At 47.8% G+C, this 16,825-nt stretch carries 13 protein-coding genes; 8 read left to right on the top strand and 5 right to left on the bottom strand.

The window, feature by feature from the left end:
* Positions 1-54: 54 nt before the first annotated feature.
* From ACP7FG_RS08295 to ACP7FG_RS08265, 7 genes are all read left to right on the top strand, one after another.
* On the top strand, positions 55-507 hold the full coding sequence (locus ACP7FG_RS08295) for a hypothetical protein (protein ID WP_439226101.1): 453 nt from the start codon (positions 55-57) through the stop codon (positions 505-507).
* An 18-nt stretch (positions 508-525) separates the two neighbouring features.
* The gene (locus tag ACP7FG_RS08290) at positions 526-1,809 is read left to right on the top strand and encodes a hypothetical protein (RefSeq protein WP_054489534.1); all 1,284 of its coding nucleotides are present in this window, start codon (positions 526-528) and stop codon (positions 1,807-1,809) included.
* Positions 1,810-1,830: 21 nt separating this feature from the next.
* A complete protein-coding gene (locus ACP7FG_RS08285; protein WP_439226100.1) occupies positions 1,831-3,258 on the top strand; it encodes a tetratricopeptide repeat protein in 1,428 nt (475 codons plus the stop codon).
* A 40-nt stretch (positions 3,259-3,298) separates the two neighbouring features.
* Complete coding sequence (locus ACP7FG_RS08280; protein ID WP_439226099.1) at positions 3,299-5,281, top strand: PEGA domain-containing protein; 1,983 nt, start codon at positions 3,299-3,301, stop codon at positions 5,279-5,281.
* Between the two features lie 137 nt (positions 5,282-5,418).
* On the top strand, positions 5,419-6,189 hold the full coding sequence (locus tag ACP7FG_RS08275) for a MotA/TolQ/ExbB proton channel family protein (protein WP_439226098.1): 771 nt from the start codon (positions 5,419-5,421) through the stop codon (positions 6,187-6,189).
* A gap of 13 nt (positions 6,190-6,202) precedes the next feature.
* The gene (locus ACP7FG_RS08270) at positions 6,203-7,261 is read left to right on the top strand and encodes a VWA domain-containing protein (protein ID WP_439226097.1); all 1,059 of its coding nucleotides are present in this window, start codon (positions 6,203-6,205) and stop codon (positions 7,259-7,261) included.
* Positions 7,261-8,211, top strand: a complete 951-nt coding sequence (locus tag ACP7FG_RS08265) for a VWA domain-containing protein (protein WP_439226096.1) — start codon at positions 7,261-7,263, stop codon at positions 8,209-8,211. The genes ACP7FG_RS08270 and ACP7FG_RS08265 overlap by 1 nt, the downstream gene beginning before the upstream one ends.
* A gap of 56 nt (positions 8,212-8,267) precedes the next feature.
* Here ACP7FG_RS08265 and ACP7FG_RS08260 read toward each other — a convergent pair whose 3' ends face one another.
* The gene (locus ACP7FG_RS08260; protein ID WP_439226095.1) at positions 8,268-9,188 is read right to left on the bottom strand and encodes an alpha-E domain-containing protein; all 921 of its coding nucleotides are present in this window, start codon (positions 9,186-9,188) and stop codon (positions 8,268-8,270) included.
* Positions 9,189-9,190: 2 nt separating this feature from the next.
* Positions 9,191-10,642, bottom strand: coding sequence for a circularly permuted type 2 ATP-grasp protein (locus ACP7FG_RS08255; RefSeq protein ID WP_439226094.1), 1,452 nt, complete (start codon positions 10,640-10,642; stop codon positions 9,191-9,193).
* A 157-nt stretch (positions 10,643-10,799) separates the two neighbouring features.
* Between ACP7FG_RS08255 and ACP7FG_RS08250 the strand changes: the two genes are divergently transcribed.
* Positions 10,800-11,540, top strand: coding sequence for a peptidase (locus tag ACP7FG_RS08250; RefSeq protein ID WP_439226093.1), 741 nt, complete (start codon positions 10,800-10,802; stop codon positions 11,538-11,540).
* Positions 11,541-11,542: 2 nt separating this feature from the next.
* On the opposite strand, the gene ACP7FG_RS08245 is transcribed toward ACP7FG_RS08250, so the two are convergent.
* From ACP7FG_RS08245 to ACP7FG_RS08235, 3 genes are all read right to left on the bottom strand, one after another.
* Positions 11,543-12,628, bottom strand: coding sequence for a zinc-binding metallopeptidase family protein (locus tag ACP7FG_RS08245; RefSeq protein WP_439226092.1), 1,086 nt, complete (start codon positions 12,626-12,628; stop codon positions 11,543-11,545).
* A 129-nt stretch (positions 12,629-12,757) separates the two neighbouring features.
* Positions 12,758-14,440 (bottom strand): sensor domain-containing diguanylate cyclase, encoded by a 1,683-nt coding sequence (locus tag ACP7FG_RS08240; protein ID WP_439226091.1) that lies wholly within the window; start codon positions 14,438-14,440, stop codon positions 12,758-12,760.
* Positions 14,441-14,543: 103 nt separating this feature from the next.
* Positions 14,544-16,718, bottom strand: coding sequence for an OsmC domain/YcaO domain-containing protein (locus ACP7FG_RS08235; protein WP_439226090.1), 2,175 nt, complete (start codon positions 16,716-16,718; stop codon positions 14,544-14,546).
* Between the last annotated feature and the right edge of the window lie 107 nt (positions 16,719-16,825).

Here is a 16,825-nt window from a genome sequence, read left to right as displayed (position 1 = left end):
AGCTTTACATACGCTTCAGTGTTTTTGCTCTCCGTTTTGGCTCTAACAAGCAGTGTGTCTCAAGCTCAGGAAGCCAGCTATTCCGATTGTTCGTATATTGAGTTTGATGACGTAGACCCCAGCACTCTCACACTGCAAGAGCGCATTGCTCTTGAAGAAGCTGCGCTTTTTGCGTCTTTGGATGAGTCTGCCGAGTGTATGGAAGCGGCAACTGCATCGGCCGCCGACAACCTTGCTGAAGCCGCAGCTGGCAGCTCCGGGGCGGGAGGCACATCGGGTTCAACGGGATCGAGCGCAGGTGGTGCAACGGGCAGTGAAACACAACAGCAGTCGAGCTCAGTTGTATCGGAAAGCTCCTCAGTGGATACAAAAGATCATAAGCGTGGCAACAGCGGTAGTGGCAGCTCGGCGGTATGCGACGCGGTGAAAGAAGGTATGGCTTCTGCCACAACAGAAGCCGAAAAAGAGCATTTCAAAGGCCTGATGGCCGAATATGGATGTCAATAATTAATGGAAGACAGAACAATGAATACACTAGCTCAACTAAAAAAAATAAAACGATTTTCAGTCGTTATGACACTCTCCGCACTATTTACATTAGCCGGATGCCAGTCAACCCAAACCAATGTCACCAGTGTAGGCCCAAGTATGAGTGGCCCGGGTAGTTCTAAGGCGCTAGGAAAAGAAGAGCGCAGCTACAGTTATAATTCCAATGTTTATCTTAATGTCGCTATTCCGGTTTTTGACCCAGGTTTGCCAAAAGATGAGTACGGAAATATCGACGATGAAGAGTTGGTTGAGGAAGATATTTGGCCACAGGTACGTCGTTTAGAAGCCAATCGTTTTGCCGTTAATACTCGCGAAGCGCTTTCTGACACTAAAGCTTTTGGCGCTGTTAATGTTACGCCCGATGCCAATGTAAGCGCGGATGTTTATGTGCTGGGAAAAATCAATTATTCAGACACTGAAACGGTTGAAATTGGCGTTCGCGTTATGGATGCCAGTAACCAAATTTGGGGCGAGGAAGAGTTTGAGTTTCGCGTGGGGGAGGGTTTCTACCGCGATGCATTAAGAAAGGGTGAGAACCCGTACGGACCTATTTTTAAAAGCATTGCGGGTTATGTTTATGACTTGCTAATGAAAAAGTCCGATGAGGAAAAGAAAACTATTCAGGCGGTTTCAGATATGCGCTACGCCACTATGTACAGCCCTGAGGCTTTTGGAGGCTATTTGGGTGAGTCCAGTAACTTTTTCTCGAACCGTTCTACTATAACTTTGACCGGCGCTCCGGCTGAGTCTGACCCTATGTACCAGCGGGTTAACGTTATTAAGGCGAAAGACGAGCAGTTTATTGACTCGCTACAGGACAGTTACGACACGTTCTACGCAAGCACACACGATGCATATCGCACGTATCAGCAGGAAACTCTTCCGGTTGCTATTGATATACGCCGGAAAAAAGAAGAGCGAACGCGTGCTCAGGTTGGCGCCGGTATTTTAGCAACAGCGGCAATTTTGCTGGGCAAGAACTCCGGCTCTACAGCTGGCCAGGTAGCAAGTGCGGCAGCAGGTTTAGGTGCGGTATACAGCTTAAGTGAAGCAATAAAGACTAACCGCGAGTTAGGCACACAGCGTGCGTTGCTTGATGAAATGGGTCAAAACCTGGACATTAAAGTAACCCCACAAGTTGTTGAGCTGAATGAGCAAAACATTGAGTTAACTGGTACCGCCGGCGAGCAGTACGCTCAGTTACGCGAAAAGCTGAAAGAAATTTATGACCTTGAATCAACACCATTAACTCAGCTTTAATTCACTCAGGGAAGGGTAACAATGTCATCTGTAGATGAGCAAATAGCGCAAAGCCGGGCTAAAAAGAAGAGAGTTATTGTAACTGGCGTAATTACCTCCGTTTTTGCCTGTTTGCTGATTGGCGTTGTCGTTACCCTACTCGCCTATTTCCCGGTTTCTGGCGGCGACACGCCGGTAGCCGTGGAGAAAGGTGAGTCGCAGGCTAGTTTAGCTAACCATGCAGTAGACAGAAAGGCGCTGCAAACGGCTTTGAACGAGACTAACCAGCGTGTTTCCGAACTTGTTTCTAGCCCGTATTTGTCGAAGTGGAAGCCTGTCAAAGTCGCGGGTTTTCAGGCTGATATAGAACAAGCTTTTGATGACTACGGCGCCAGTGACTACAGCCAGGCGCAAACCACTATCGAGCAACTCAATACGGATATTACAAACTACCAAAGCGCGTTTGAAAAGGCTTATAAACAACCTTATGCAGACGCAGCAAAAGCCTTTGCTGCCGACGACATTGATGATGCCGCTCAGCTGAATGCTCAGGCTTTAAGGGTAAAAGGCGACTCTAGCGACGCGATGGCGTTGCAGAAGCGCATAGACACCTACCATGAAGTCGCTGATTTGTATGAACAGGCCAGAGTAGGCGGTGTAGAAGGTAACATAGAGAAGCAGCGTGCTGCTTATCAACAAATTATAAAGCTTGATCCGCAACAGCAGGATGCAAAGGCAGCCTTAGCGAAAGTGGAACAGCAAATTAAACAACAACGTTTTGCTCGTGCTTTGGCAACGGCGGTGAATGCGATTGATCGCAAGGACTTTGATCGCGCCCAGGAAGCATTAGCCAAAGCTTCGGCTATAGACAACAATCGACCGGAACTGGCAACCCTACAGGCGCAAATTGACGCTGAGTTAAAAAGTCAGGGTATGGAGTCGCTGGAAAAGCGAATTCAGGTATTTGCAGGGGCTGACGAATGGCAAACCGTGCTGATACTGGCGGGAAAGGGGATGGCTGATTACCCGGACAGCCATGTTGTTCAGCAGGCAAAGCAAAGCGCAGGTGAGATATTAGCAGCCAGTAGCGCGCTGGATGTTTATATTGATAGGCCGGATCGTCTGGCCGATAACAACATTCGTCAAAATGCTGTGAATGCGGTGTCCAAATACAGTGGGCTCACGCAATTGAGCGCAAAGCTGGGTGAAAAAATAAGCCAGGTTGAGCAGCTCATTGAAAATGAAAATCAGCCCATAGATGTGACCATTCGCTCCGACAATCGCACTTATATAAAAGTACTGGGTGTTGGTGTTGTGGGTGAGGTCAGAGAAAAAACCATCCAGTTAAAGCCGGGTAAATACCAATTAGAAGGCCGCCGCGAAGGCTACCGCTCAACCATTGTCGATGTTGTGGTGGAGAAGTCGGGCACGCCAATTGTTATTAACGTTCAGTGTAACGAACGCGTTTAGCATAATTTAGCGCAAGATAATAAATAACAGGAGAGACTTCGTGGCCACACTTGACGAAGCCATTGAGAAAGGACGACGTAAACGGCGGTTAATGGCTATTGGCTTCTCGGTCAGTATTCTTGCATTGCTGTTTATTTACTTTGGCTGGTTGTTTTTAACCAAAGGCTACAGTTTTACCGTAAAGCCAACAGAAGCTGCGCAAGCTCACCGGTTTGCGGTTAAATCGGGTATTGGCTTTTTCATCGACAATAAATATTACGCGGTAGGCTCTGGTGGCCTCGTGGCGGTTTCGGCCGACAAGTACCAAACCAAAGAAGTGCAGGTAAATGACAACAGCCCTTCTACCATTGAAGTTGAGCTGGAGCCTAAACCGGCAAAAGTGACGATAACAACAGAGCCGGGCGCAGATAATATTGTCTGGTCAGTTAACGGTGAGCAGCGAGAAACCGCTTCTACCTTTGAGGGTGAATTTGCTCCCGGAACTTATATGGTGTCGGTCTCTCATCCGGCTTACGAGCCGGCCTCAGTGGCTATTGAAGCGCTAATAGACGGAAAGGTTGAAGAACAAATTCGGTTAACTCCTATTAGCGGTACTATTTCTATTAATTCAACCCCTGCTGGCGCTGCGGTTACCCTTGACGGCAAAGAGGTTGGGTCAACTCCGGTAACCGTTGCTAAAGTGGGTGGCGACTACCCTGTAGTGGTGAATTATCCCGGGTATGAACCGGTTACTGACACAGTGTCTTTAACCGTTCGCAACAAAGAACCGAAGCGTAACTACCGTCTTCAGCCCGTTCAGGCAACGGTCAATGTCTCAGTGAGTCCGAAAGGCGGTGCGTTGCTGGTCAACGGAGCGCCGGCAAAAAATCCAATTAGCGTCGATGCCAATAAAGAGCACGTTATTCGTTACGAAAAGGCTGGCTATATTAAGCAAAGCCAGACCGTTAAATTAGGGCCTGCGGAAAATCACCAGCTGAGCTTCAGGTTGACGCCAGAAATGGGCGATGTGGCCTTTGCTGCAAACGAGCCAAGTGAAGTATACATTAATGGGCAGAAGCAGGGCGTAACGCCTTTTCGTGCCAGGCTACAGACGCTGCCTTCACAAGTTGAATTCCGAAAAAACGGGTACCGTACCGTAAAACAGGAATTTCAGCCAAGCAGCGAGCGAACTTTGAACGTAAAAGCAGAAATGCTGCGCGAGTTTGATGCCAGAAGGAAAGAAGGCAAGCCTTTGTTTGTCAGTACTCTGGGTATTGAAATGAGCCGCTTGTCACCGAAAAAGTTTACTATGGGGTCACCGGTTAATGAACCTAGCCGTGGGCGTAATGAGCATCAGGTGAAAGTAGACTTTTCGCGGGACGTATGGATATCGCGCCATGAAATTACCGAGGCGCAGTTCGCCGCGTTTAAAGGCTCTGGTGGTAAAACCAAAATGCCGGCTACGAATGTGTCCTGGGACGAGGCTGCGTTATTTACCAACTGGCTGAGTGAACAGGAAGGCCTGCAGCCTTTTTATAAAGTCAGTAATGGTAAAGTGGTGGGAACCGATGCGAGTTCGCGAGGTTACCGCTTGCCGACCGAAGCCGAATGGGAATACATTGCCAAAATTAATCGCAGAGCTGACTCTACTACTTACGTGTGGGGCAGCCAGGAACACCTGCGTGACAAGCAGGGCAACTTTGCCGATGAGTCTGCAAAAGGTCAGCAAACTTTCATTTTACGTGGTTACAATGACGGTTTTGCCGGTAAAGCCCCTGTCGGCAGCTTTAAAGCAGAACGTGGCGGTTTTTTTGATTTAGACGGTAACGTCAAAGAGTGGGTGCACGATAGCTACACTTTAAACCCTCCAGACCTTGACCGGGTGTATACCGACTACCTGGGCGCGTTGCGTGGTAATGGCCATGTGGTAAAAGGCGCGTCATACAAAATCGGGCGGTTGAAAAATATTCGTGCCAGCGTTCGCGACGGTGAAAGTGCTTCGGCCGAGGATATCGGTTTTAGAATAGCCCGGTATCATGAGTGATGAGGAGAAACATCATGAAAAAACGCGTGATTTTGGGCGTCATACTGCTGGCTCTGGCCGGCAGCGCGACGGCTTATTTTGTGTCTTTGGATGCACCACAAGATTTCCCCACCAACATTTAACGCCCGGAATGCATAATGTCTAAAAATAATACGCTTTCAATGAGCCCTAACTTTTTTGTCAGTGGTGGTGTGCTACTGGCCATTTTTACCCTTGTACATTTGCTGTATGCAGGACTTATTCGCCCGGCGGCCGAAGTGGCAATGGCAGAGCGAGGGACAGAAGCTTTAACTGCATTTTCGGTTATCTTCAAAGATGTTGAACAGCAGGTGTGTATTTCGCTCATGTTGTTCTGCTTATTCCTTATGCTGTATAAGCTGTGGCGGTTAATTGACGAAGAAGAAATTTATTCGCGCGACTTACTGGAAAGCTACGACAAGTCTGAAGCGCTGGACGTTGATGCAGCCTTAAATGATTTAGAAAGCTCGGCCTATAAAGAAACTCCCGCTTACAGCACCTGGATTAACTGTATTCGTCGTTTTAAAAACACCAAAAACGTTCAGCACGCCGCTGACACTATTGAGTCGTCGGTAGACAATATTGCCATTCAGTTAGAAAGCGGCAACAACATGATCCGCTACATTATCTGGGCTATTCCGTCTATTGGCTTCGTGGGTACGGTTCGCGGTATCGGCGCGGCGCTGGCGCAGGCCGACAAAGCGCTTGAGGGAGACATTGCCGGTATGACTGCATCGCTGGGTGTGGCTTTTAACTCGACTTTGGTGGCGCTGTTTATTTCTTTGATTCTGATGTTGTTTATGCACTTGCTGAACAGCCGTCAGGACAAGATGGTGATCCGCACGCAAGAGTCCTGCGAGAAGCATTTGCTGTCTCATTTACACAGTTAATTGAGCGATTCAGATGCGACGAACACGCCAGGCTGGCGACGGCTTTAATCTATCTTTTCTGGATGTCATGGCATGCGGGCTGGGCGCCGTTATCCTTATTTTCATTCTGGTAGACTTTAAAGCCTTTACGCCCGAGCCCTCGGAAGAAAAGGAAAAGCTCGAGCAGGAGCTGGCTGCGTCAATGGACGAGCAGCAGCGCCTGAAAAAATCCATTGACGAAATTAATGACAAAATTGCGCTGGAGTCGGCTAAGCAGGAAGACTCTAAAGAAGCGAAAAGCGACACCACCCAGGATCAAACCAAAGCTTTGCAGGACTTGTCGACTCAGTTGGCCGTTGTTGCCGATCTGGAAAACCAGTTAGCGGCTTTGTCCAAAGAAATTGAGAAGTCAGCTAACGTTGAGCTTTCGGGTACGGGTGAGCAGAACTTTATCACCGGCATGAAGGTGGAAGGCGAACAAATAGGCATTCTGGTGGATAAGAGCGCCTCCATGATGGGCGACAACTTAATCGACGTGCTGAGCAAGCTGGCTTTAAGCGATGGCGACAAAGTGTCTACCGCTAAGTGGATAAGAACCCGCCGGGTTGCTCAGTGGTTGCTGGCACGTCTACCGCAAACCTCAAAAGTGAGTGTGGTGACGTTTTCCAATACGGCGAACCGTTTAGGGCAACGGAACGTTAGCACTGCCTCAGTCAGCGGCTCTATGAACTCTATTGTGAAGGACTTAGGCGCGGTTGTGCCAGAGGGCGGAACCAACCTTCAGCTGGGTATTAGCACGTTATTTGAGACGAACCCGGATATTACTGACGTATACATTGTAACGGATGGGCTGCCAACATTGGGAGACGGCCTGCCGCTTTCCTGTCGTAATTTTATTTCGACGAAAAAATCTATTTCCTCAGACTGCCGTCAGGCATTGATGGTTGAGACCATAAAACGTGCGCCTAAAGGTGTTCGTTACAATATTATACTGCTGCCTATAGAAGGTGACCCCTACGCTTCTCCGCTATACTGGAACTGGTCGCGGGTAAGTGGTGGCACCTTCTTGTCACCAGCTCCGGAGTGGCCATAATGAGAAAAATTCAGCGTGCGCCAATTGAGGTTTTTAACCTCTCATTCCTGGATATTATTTCTTGCGCTTTTGGTGCAGTTATTATGCTGGTACTGCTGGCGAAAAATGGTACCGAAGACACAGAACGCGGACCTGCTAACCTCAGTACCTTAGTTTCTGAAGTGCTTCAGGCTCAGCAGTCGGTTGAAGAATTAAAAGGTGCTTTGTCGGAGAAACAAGACGAACTGTCTGCCGCCGAACAGAAAACGGCTTCAGTGACCGAGCAGGAAAGAAATTTGGAAAGCTCTATTCCGCGGGCGCAGAAAACCCTGCAACAGTTGCAGGATAAAGCCTCGTCGTTAAGGGCTGAAATACGGCAAACCACTGCAATGCTAAACACTCCTAACAGCACGGATACGCCGGACGATGACGTCGGTGGTATTCCTACGGATGCGGAGTACGTGGTGTTTGTGGTTGATAACTCAGGCTCGATGTCCGGAGGCAACGGCTGGAACCGCGTCATTAGTGTGGTCAATGACATTATTGAAAGCCACCCTAAAATGAAAGGGTTCCAAATTATGGCCGCTGATGGCGACTTTATGTTCAGCAGTAAAGCTGGTGACTGGTTGCCAGATACCAAAAGCTTCAGGCAAACGGCTATGCAGCAAATGCCAAACTTCACCGGCGGTAAAAGTGCGCCTGAGCTGGGTATTCTGAAAGCCATTAACCTTTATAAAAAAACCAAGGGCACAACCAGCATTTATGTTTTTGGTGATGATTATCGGGTAAATAATCTGGATGCGATAGTTCGCCAGATCACCAGTCAAAATCAGGGCGCGGACGGCAAGCCTGTAATGCGCATTCATGGTATCGGCTTTAGCCGCGCAAGTGGTAACGCAGAAACCTTCGCTGCCTTTATGCAGGCTGTGGCTAAACGTAACCGTGGTGCTTTCATCGGGCTGAACTTTTAGCTCAGCCCCGTTTAGCTTATGGTTCCTTCATCTTTATATGCAGTGGCTATTTCCTGTTAAAAGTACGTTTCGGTAATTTGCTCTGCAATAGTAATCAGACCCAGCTGCATGTCATCGATAAACTTATGCAGACTGTCCTGCTTTAAAGATTGTGGCTTGGCTTTCAACAACTGCGATTGCAGCTTATCAATTGGCACAATAGCGCTGTCATGGCGCGGCAGATCCTGCAGAAGCGTCTTAACCTCTTTCAGAGTGTGCGCCAAAGAGCGGGGGAATCGCGATTCCAACAGTAGGAATCGAAGCACGTCGGCCCGGTTAATGCGCAGACGCATTTCCCGTCGGTACATTTGGTACGCGGACATGGATTTTAGTACCCCCATCCACTGAATGTTGTCAAAAGCCGATTGCTCATGATCCAGCTCAGGTAGCAGAGAGGCCGAACGCACATCAATGATACGAGTGGTCATGTCAGCCCGCTCAAGGTTGCGGCCCATGCGTAAAAAGGCATAGCCTTCATCGTGGGTCATAGTACCGGCTAACATACCAGTGAGGGTCTGGTTGGAGTGGATGACATTGTTCAGAGACTCGTAACGGTGGCGCCGGCCAAGGATAGACTGGCAATTTTTCACTGCCGACAGGTACAAAGCATTAATCTGCTCCCAGCTTTCACGGGGAATAATCTCTCTGATGGTACGGGCGTTTTCCCGAGCCTGGGTAAGCGAATTTAGGATAGAACCAGGGTTGTGCTTGTCCGTGACCATATATTTGACCACATTTCGCTCATCGGCCTCCTCATAGTGTTCGTAGAAATCTTCTCTTATCGAAAAAATATCGATAATTGGCTCCCAGCCTAATTTTACCGTTCGAGGTAAATCCATTAGTAGGTGCGAGTTAACGTTTATCACCCTGGCAGTGTTTTCAGCCCGCTCCAGGTACCTGGCCATCCAGAATATATTGCTTGCTACTCGTGACAACATGATTAAGCCTCCATATCCACAATCCAGGTATCCTTACTGCCGCCACCCTGAGACGAGTTGACCACAATAGACCCTTTGCGCATTGCCACCCGAGTTAGTCCGCCCATGGTGACCTGAATGTCTTTACCACTTAAGACAAAAGGACGTAAATCCAAATGCCGGGGTTCTGCTTTATTTTCAATTAGGGTCGGCGCCGTGGACAGCATTAGCATTGGCTGCGCTACGTAGTTGCGGGGGTCTTTGCGAACCAGACGCTTAAATTTTTCACATTCTGCTTTGCTGGCATGGGGACCAATCAGCATACCGGCACCGCCTGACTCATTGGCCGGTTTTACCACCATGTTATGTATATTTTCAATGACATGGTCGCGTTCTTGCTTATTAATACACTTATAAGTGGGAACGTTCGGAATAATGGCTTCTTCATTCAGATAGTACCGAATAATATCAGGTACAAAAGCGTACACGACCTTATCATCCGCAACCCCAGAACCAGGGGCATTGGCCAGTGCAACATTACCGGCCTGCCAGGCACGCATCAGCCCGGGAACGCCAAGAAGAGAGTCAGGGTTGAATGCCTCGGGGTCAATGAAGTGGTCATCAACGCGCCGGTAAACCACGTCCACCCTTGCAGGCCCCTCAATTGTTCGCATATAGACAATGTCGTTGTCATCGACAAACAAGTCGTGCCCCTCGACCACCTCTGCGCCCATTTGTTGGGCAAGGTAAGCGTGCTCAAAGTAGGCGGAATTGTAGATACCGGGGGTCAGTATTACGATTTCCGGTTGCTCAATGTCTCTCGGAGATATCTGACATAGCATGTCATAGAGATGAGAAGGGTAATCGTCTACCGGTAAAATACTGTATTGCTCGAACATTTCGGGAAAAACACGTTTCATTACCTCGCGGTTTTCAAGCATATAGGACACGCCGGAAGGAACTCGCAAATTATCCTCAAGGACATAAACGGTACCGTCGTTATCCCGAACCAAGTCCGAGCCGCAAATATGTGCCCATATGCCCAGCGGCGGATGAACGCCCTTGCATTGAGGCAAAAAGTTCTTAGATTTTTTGAGTAAATCGGCGGGGAATACGCCGTCTTTTATGATTTTTTGATCGTTGTAGAGATCATCAATAAACATATTCAGGGCTTTAACACGTTGTTTCAGTCCTTTTTCTATCTTTAACCATTCTTGCTTGTCGATTATCCGGGGGATAATGTCAAACGGCCAGGCTCTATCGATAGATCCTTCGTCCTCATGATAAACCCGAAAGCTGATGCCCATGACATGGATGGCTGAATCTGCAGCAACCTTATACTCTTCAAGGTTCTTATCTGTCAGACCACGCAAATAGCCACATAAAATTTCGGCGGCTTCACGTGGTTTTCCTGCTGCTCGTAATAGCTCATCGTACAAGTTAGTGACTTTATAGCTTCCCCAGCGAATGGTCATGCACAGCCCTCTTTTTGGTTCGTTACCTTCTATAAACATAGTGGTAAGTGCAGCAAAAATACAAAATTGTTTGTCTTTCTCTGCTCTTGCATAGAGAATGTGATGAACTTCGGTTGGGTTTGTAGCCGGGTTTTAGTTGATATTTCTGGAGTGTTTTGTGACCTATTGTTTGGCAATCCGAGTTAACAAAGGCCTGGTGTTTGCGTCCGACTCGCGCACAAATGCCGGGGTAGATTATGTGGCAGTCTACAGTAAAATGTATCGGTTCTCGTGGCCGGGTGAGCGTACTGTTGTACTGCTATCGGCGGGTAGTCTGGCCACTTCACAGGCGGTGGTTAACGCCATCAATTCTGATCTGGAAGATCCTAACGCAGCCTTTAATCTGCGAAAGGGCAAACATTTGTATGATGTAGCCAGTTATGTCGGCAATTTGAGTCAGAAAGAGCAACAACAGCACGCACCGGCGCTGGAGAAAAGTAATGCCAGCGGAGAAGCCAGTTTTATTCTTGGTGGTCAAATTGCTGGTAAAGCCTGTGAAATCTATATGATTTATCCGCAGGGTAATTATATTAGCGCATCGGAAGATACCCCGTATTTACAGATTGGCGAAAACAAATACGGGAAACCGATATTGGATCGTATTATCACGCCTAATACATCGCTGGAAGATGCCGGACGCTGTGCCATGGTATCGCTTGATTCTACTGTGCGTAGTAATATCAGTGTGGGCTTACCCATTGAATTGGCTATTTACACCGGCGACAGTCTTGAAGAACCCTGGCACGCTAAATATAGCGCGTTCAGCCCCATGTATAAATCGATGCAAAAACAATGGAATGAAGGGCTGCGGCAGGCTTTCTCCGGCCTGCCTAGATTCGACTGGGAAAAAGAGGGTTAAATCTAAGTGTTACAAGCTTCGCTGATAACCCTGTGAACGAAACGCAGTTTATCGGTTGCGATATTGGAGATGACAAAAGGATAAGCATCATCCAGACCCATGCTGCGGTTCAGCGCGTTTAATACCGCCGTCAGTCGGCACCAGTCATTATACAGCTGGTTAAAATGTGCTTCGCTTTTGGCCTCAGTACTCTGCGGCAATTGCTGTAAAGGGTCAATGACCTGGTGCGAAGATACACTGAAATCAAAATTACTGGCGGTTTCCAGGGTATCTACCATATGCAGGTAATGTGCCCAGGTTTCCGCCCAGTCTTCCCAGGGGTGCATACTAGCGTAGGCACTGACCCATACTTTATGCCATTCGGGAGCCGGGCCCTGCTCATAATAATGTTGCAGGGCATAGGTGTAATCCAGTCTTTCATCACCAAAAAGCTCTCGATATTCAGTTAACCAATGGCTGTTCCGTACCAGCCGGTCCCAATAGTAATGACCGGACTCATGGCGAAAATGGCCGACGAGAGTGCGATACTGCTCGTTCATCTCCTCGCGCATTTTCACTCTTGAACTCGGCTCAGCCTCTTTCAGGTCGAGCGTAATAATGCCCGCATTATGACCAGTGGTGACGAAGTTTTTAACCGTCAGTTCATTACCATATTCATCTTCAGTCTGATCTTCCAGGAACTCAAAACCCAACCCTTGTTGAGGATCTTGTTGCCTTGATACCACCGGCAATTCAAGTTTGTAAAGAGTATACAGCAAGCGCCTCTTGGCATTCTCCATACGGAACCAAAGTCGTCTGTTATCTGGTTGATCCAGGTTGGGAATAGTCTGGGTTAACTGACAGGAAGCACATAATTCACCGTGCTCTTCAAACGGAATCATCCAGTTACACACATCCTGTACAGAGTAGTTCTTACACTGACGATAGAGTCTGCCATTGGTTGCAGATCGCCAAACCCCTTTATCGTGTTTGGTAAAGGCACTCAGTGTTTTTTCATCTGGCATAAAACCAAGCATTAGCCCACAGCTGACACAACGGGTGTTCGCAAAATGCAGAGTATTACCACACTGACATGTGAAGGTTCGCATAGTTTAGTACCAAAGGTCAGATGCTCATTGGAACTGAGCGTTCAATTTATGCACTATTTTAACACGTTACCGAGTTAAGCGTTTGTCATTGTTCTGAAATGCTGCAAGTTTAGCTGATACTTAGTGGTATTAAAGATCACTCGCCAGAAAAACCTGATTACGACCCGACTGCTTACCTCTATACAACGCTTTATCGGCGCGGTTAAAGAGCTTGGTCCAGTTATCTCCGGACTGCACTTCTGCCACGCCTAATGTCACTGTCACAAAAATATCGTCGCCATTTTTCGAGAATTTATGTGCTGAAATTGTCGTGCGTAGCTTCTCTGCTACTGCAGCGGCGTCAGCCTGGTCAGTTTCCGGAAGCAAGGCTGCAAATTCTTCGCCGCCAATTCGGGCAGCGGTGTCGTGAGAGCGAATAGCATTTTCAAGGAGCGATGCAATTTTTATGATCACTTCGTCACCAAAGGGGTGTCCGTAAGAGTCGTTGCAGTTTTTAAAGTGGTCGATATCAAGAATGATAAGGCTTAAAGGGCGACCGTTTCGCTTTGCGCGTGACAGCTCTTTGTCCACTTGCTCTGTAAAATAGCCCCGGTTGTATATTCCGGTCATTCTGTCGGTGGATGACTTTTTCAAAAGCTCCAGTTCTAATGTTTTTTGCTCTGTAATGTCTCTGAAGGTACCAATTAGCGTGTAGCCGTCGTCCTGCAGCTCAGCAAATTCCTCAACCCAAATATAGTGGCCGTCAGCATGTTGCATACGATGCTGAACTTGGGCTTTACTTTTTTCGGGAGTGAGCTCTTCAAGCGATTTAACATCTTCGAGGTCGTCTGGGTGAACTAAACTGTTAAAGCGTTCTATCGAGGTGTTGGAATCCGTTTTCTCTAACCCAAGCAGCTCCCTAACCATTGTAGAGCGAATTAATTCGCGGGATTTCAAATTCGCCTGCCAGTGACCAACACGACCGACTTGCTGAGCGCGTTTCAGCTCATCATTTGTCCGCTTTAGCTCAAGTTCCAGAGACTTTTTATCAGTATTATCAATAAAAAGGCCGTTCCAGATAAGGTTCTCTTCTACTTGTTTGTCCGGCACGGCCCTGCCCGATATCCAAATTACTTTCTGTTCAACCATAACGCGAAACTCAAACTGCCACGGGGTGAGCTTGTTGCTGGCATCTTCCAGGCTTTCAATAAGAGGCTCTCGGTCATCTGGGTGTACTTTGTCAAAAAAGGCCTCGGCAGAGTCGGTTAAGTCGCTGGGTGATATATCAAACAGTTTTTTGGAGTGAGCACTAATTAGCGGAAACGAAATGTCAGAGCGACTCACGAATCGCAGCTGGTATAAAACGCCGGGAAGAATGTAGCTCAGTTGACGGAGTTGCTCCCGGGTTTTTACCAAGTCTTCAATAACCGTAATGGTGCCGACGAACTGGTCTGCGTGGTGTGTCGATGAAGAATGCTTTCTGATTAGGTCTTCGACCCAGAGGTAGCCTTCGGTTTTGTGTTTAAACCGATATTGACGTCGCAGTAACCCTTTAAAGTCGGCCTGTTGCCAACGGGAGAACTGGTCATTAGCAATGTTTATATCATCGGGGTGTACATTGCCATACCACCAATCTTCCAGGTTGTTTATAGTCGCCCTGGGATAGCCCAAAGACCGTTCAACGTCGTTAGAAATAAAAGCAGTTTCAGCCGCGCCGTTTTCTGATGACATAGGTGTTCTGAAAACGATGGACGGGATATCGTCAACGATAGCCTGAAATTCATCAATGGCATCGAGCGGGTCTGTTCCGGCAATAAGACTGTTTTGAATCAAATGCTTACTCTGCTACTTAAGATCGTTCTGAAAATTGTACAATTTACAAACAACGATCTTATCCCTTGCCGGAACTTTTGTACACTATGCCAGAAGGAGTAGTCTACTTTGCTCTGGCGGTGTGTAGCTTCTTATAGCTCTCTATAAGGCGCAAGTGTCTGTCCAGACCTTCCAGTTGCATATTGGTCGGTTCCAAACCGTGGAAACGCGCAGTGCCTTTAACAGAGCCTATAACCGCTTCAATGGTTTTTTCGCCGTACATGCGGCCTAAGTTGTAGCGGTAGTCTTCTAATTCCAGTTCTTCGTCCAGAGTAATTTCAAGCACCGCTTCAACAGCGCGATAAAACAACGTACGCTCAACCGTGTTGTCGTTGAACTGCAGGAACATTTCCACATATTCGAAAGCGTCGTCATGGCGTTGCAGTGCAAGGTAAATCAGCAGCTTCAATTCAAGAATGGTGAGCTGACCCCAAACCGTGTTTTCATCAAACTCAATGCCAATCAGGGTGATAATATCCATGTAGTTATCAAGCTGACTGTCTTCTAAGCGCTCAACTAAGTTTTCTAGCTGGTCATCGGTTAATCGCTGCAGGTTGAGAATGTCTTCACGGTATTGCAAAGCTATATTGGTGTTGTCCCAAATGAGGTCTTCGACGGGGTAGACTTCCGAATAGCCCGGGACCAGAATACGACATACCGGCGCGCCAAGGTCTTCATGCAAGGCTACGTAAGCTTCTTTGCCCATGTCCTGCAAAATACCAAACAGTGTATCGGCTTCTTCCTGGTTAGAGCCGCTAAAGTCCCATTCAACGAATTCAATGTCAGACTTAGCGCTAAAGAAACGCCAGGACACAACGCCCGACGAATCAATAAAGTGCTCAACAAAGTTGTTTGGTTCGGTCACAGCCATGGAGTTAAAGGTTGGTGCCGGCAGGTCGTTTAAACCTTCAAAGCTTCGGCCTTGCAATAACTCGGTCAGGCTGCGCTCCAGTGCCACTTCAAAGCTTGGGTGCGCACCAAAAGAAGCAAAAACACCGCCGGTGCGTGGGTTCATTAAGGTAACACAGGCAACCGGGAACTGACCGCCCAACGATGCGTCTTTAACTAACACCGGGTAGCCTTGTTCTTCTAAGGCTTTTATCCCTTCCTGAATATTCGGGTACTTGTTAAGTACCTCTAGCGGTACGTCCGGCAGGGCAATTTCTTCTTCAATAATTTGCTTTTTAACGGCGCGCTCAAAAATTTCTGATAAGCATTGAACCTGGGCTTCGGGCAACGTATTACCCGCACTCATGCCGTTACTTAAATATAGGTTTTCAATTAAGTTCGACGGAAAATAGACCGTCTCGCCGTCGGAGTGACGCACAAACGGCAAGGACACAATACCGCGGTCAGCACGGCCTGAGTTGGTATCAATTAAGTGCGAGCCACGCAGTTCGCCTTCCGGGTCGTAAAACTCACGACAGTACTCGTCCAGAATTTCGGTGGGAAGCTCGTCGTTGGCGCCGGGTTTAAACCATTTTTCGTTGGGGTAGTGTACGAATTCGGTGTTTGCTATTTCTTCACCAAAATATTGGTCGTTATAAAAGAAGTTACAGCTTAAGCGCTCAATAAACTCGCCCAGTGCGGAGCATAAAGCGCTTTCTTTGGTAGCGCCTTTTCCGTTGGTAAAGCACATAGGAGAGGCGGCATCGCGAATATGCAGCGACCAGACATGCGGGACAATATTACGCCAGGAAGATATCTCTATCTTCATGCCTAAGTCCGCCAGTATGGCGGTCATATTGGCAATGGTTTGCTCAAGCGGTAAGTCTTTGCCTTCAATAAAGGTTCTGCTGTCGCTGTCAGGGCGTATGGTCAGTAACGCCTGAGCGTCTTGAGTAATGCTTTCAACCGCTTCAACGTCAAATTCCAGATCATTTTCTATAACGCGCTTAACGGCACAACGCTCAGCTGCCCGAATAATGGCTTTGCGGTCTTTCTCGGAAACATCGGCCGGTAATTCAACCTGAATTTTGAACAACTGCTTGTAGCGGTCTTCGGGGTCGACAACGTTGTTTTGTGAAATGCGGATATTCTCGGTTGGAATATCGCGGGCGTCGCAATACAGACGAATGAAGTGCGCCGCGCACATAACGGAAGACGCCAGAAAGTAGTCAAAAGGGCCGGGGGCGGAACCGTCGCCTTTGTATCGAATGGGCTGATCCGAAATAACCGTGAAGTCATCGAATTTTGCCTCAAGGCGCATATTGTCGAGAAAGTTTACATTGATTTCCATGGGAAAATTAACCGCTGAACGAAGGTATTTTAAATATGAGCGTATTATGCCTGCTTTCAGTGTTGGCGTCTTGGGTGAATGCTTTAAATTGAATATTTATTGACCGG

Origin of the sequence: Idiomarina sp. ST10R2A5 (genome assembly GCF_051842325.1) — a bacterium.
Classification (GTDB): domain Bacteria; phylum Pseudomonadota; class Gammaproteobacteria; order Enterobacterales; family Alteromonadaceae; genus Idiomarina; species Idiomarina abyssalis.
Note: the sequence above shows the minus strand (reverse complement) of the source record. Positions and strands in the feature narration are given on the sequence as shown.

Excerpts from the sequence above, each read along its gene's own strand:
- ACP7FG_RS08275 (WP_439226098.1), top strand. The coding sequence starts at position 5,419 with ATGTCTAAAAATAATACGCTTTCAATGAGCCCTAACTTTTTTGTCAGT.
- ACP7FG_RS08245 (WP_439226092.1), bottom strand. The coding sequence starts at position 12,628 with ATGCGAACCTTCACATGTCAGTGTGGTAATACTCTGCATTTTGCGAAC.
- ACP7FG_RS08285 (WP_439226100.1), top strand. The coding sequence starts at position 1,831 with ATGTCATCTGTAGATGAGCAAATAGCGCAAAGCCGGGCTAAAAAGAAG.
- ACP7FG_RS08265 (WP_439226096.1), top strand. The coding sequence starts at position 7,261 with ATGAGAAAAATTCAGCGTGCGCCAATTGAGGTTTTTAACCTCTCATTC.
- ACP7FG_RS08290 (WP_054489534.1), top strand. The coding sequence starts at position 526 with ATGAATACACTAGCTCAACTAAAAAAAATAAAACGATTTTCAGTCGTT.
- ACP7FG_RS08260 (WP_439226095.1), bottom strand. The coding sequence starts at position 9,188 with ATGTTGTCACGAGTAGCAAGCAATATATTCTGGATGGCCAGGTACCTG.
- ACP7FG_RS08255 (WP_439226094.1), bottom strand. The coding sequence starts at position 10,642 with ATGACCATTCGCTGGGGAAGCTATAAAGTCACTAACTTGTACGATGAG.
- ACP7FG_RS08270 (WP_439226097.1), top strand. The coding sequence starts at position 6,203 with ATGCGACGAACACGCCAGGCTGGCGACGGCTTTAATCTATCTTTTCTG.
- ACP7FG_RS08235 (WP_439226090.1), bottom strand. The coding sequence starts at position 16,718 with ATGGAAATCAATGTAAACTTTCTCGACAATATGCGCCTTGAGGCAAAA.